Origin of the sequence: Promicromonospora kroppenstedtii DSM 19349 (genome assembly GCF_000515355.1) — a bacterium.
GTDB classification, from domain to species: domain Bacteria; phylum Actinomycetota; class Actinomycetes; order Actinomycetales; family Cellulomonadaceae; genus Promicromonospora; species Promicromonospora kroppenstedtii.
Map to the genome: position 1 here is coordinate 31,084 of NZ_KI911760.1, position 1,343 is coordinate 32,426.

General features: G+C 73.6%; 1 protein-coding gene. It reads left to right on the forward strand.

What is annotated here, in order from left to right; all coding sequences use genetic code 11:
- Positions 1 to 1,343, forward strand: a 1,343-nt coding sequence (locus tag PROKR_RS36435) for a glycosyltransferase family protein (RefSeq protein ID WP_036970221.1), incomplete at both ends; no start/stop codon positions are given.

The following is a 1,343-nucleotide window of genomic DNA, read 5'->3' on the forward strand; positions in this document are numbered from 1 at the left end:
GCCTGCGCGAGCTCGCGTGGGACCTCCTGCGCCAGCTCGGGCCCGACGACGCCGCCCGGCTCGCCCCCGCGGAGTACCTGCGGGCCGGTATCGCCATGGCCGACCCCGACGTCGCCCGCACCGCGGCCACCTGGGTGCGCCACGGGTTCGTGTCCGACGCGGCGGCGCTGCTCGACCTCGCCCGCCTGCTGTTCATCGCCGACGAGTTCGCGCTGGCGGCCGAGGCCCTCGACGCCGCCCGCCACGCCACCGGCCTGACCGAGCAGGTCCAGGCGTCCGTGGACCACCTCGCGCCCTGGATCGAGAAGGCGCTGCGGCCCGCCACGCCCGCGAAGGTGCCGACGGGGCACGTGTCGTTCGCCGTGCTCGACTACAAGGCGCCCGACGAGAACGTCTCCTCCAGCAACATCGGCGACACGGTGCAGACCATCGCGAGCCTGGGCCACCTGCTGCGCCACGAGGGCGTGCGCCTGCACGGCGACGACGCCGTCACCGAGCCCGTACGGCGCCTCGCCGGCCGGGTGCGGCCCGAGCACGTGGTGCCCGGGCCGGGCGCCGACGTCGACCTGACCCTGGTGCAGCGCGACATGTCCCGGCTCGACGCCGTGCCGGAGAACACGTGGATGCTCGCGTTCGGCTGGTACATGCACAGCCAGTTCGACCTGCGGTTCGACTTCCCGTTCCACGAGAACCTGCAGCCGCTGTTCGTCTCGTTCCACATCAACAAGCACGCCATCCTGACGCCCACCGCGATCGACTACCTCCGGGCCCACGGGCCGATCGGCTGCCGCGACTGGACCACCGTGCACCTGCTGCTCAACGCGGGGGTCCCGGCGTTCTTCAGCGGCTGCCTCACCACGACCATCGACACCGTCTTCCCCGCGGGCCACACGCCCGCGCCTGCCGGCGCCCCTACCGTGTACGTGGACACGCCTGTACCCGAGCACGACGCCGGCGCCGAGCTGGTCACGCACCTGCACCCCTCGGTGCGCAGCAACCCGTTCGCCCGGAACGTGTACGACGCCGTGGACCTGCTCGACTCCTACCGCGACCGGTACTCGCGCGTGGTCACCTCGCGCCTGCACGCGTTCCTGCCGTCCTGGTCCATCGGCGCGAACGTCGACTTCCGCCCCCGGAACGACGCCGACATCCGGTTCGCCGGCCTGCTCGACGCCGACGAGGCCGCCCGGCTGGCGATGCGGGAGAGGATCCGCGACCTCGTTGCGCCCGCCATGGGCCGCGTCCTCGCCGGCGCGTCGCGCGACGAGGTCTACGCGACCTGGGCCGCCACCGTGGCGCCCGAGGTGGAGCGGGCGCTGGTGGTGCACGCCGCGCCGGTCGCC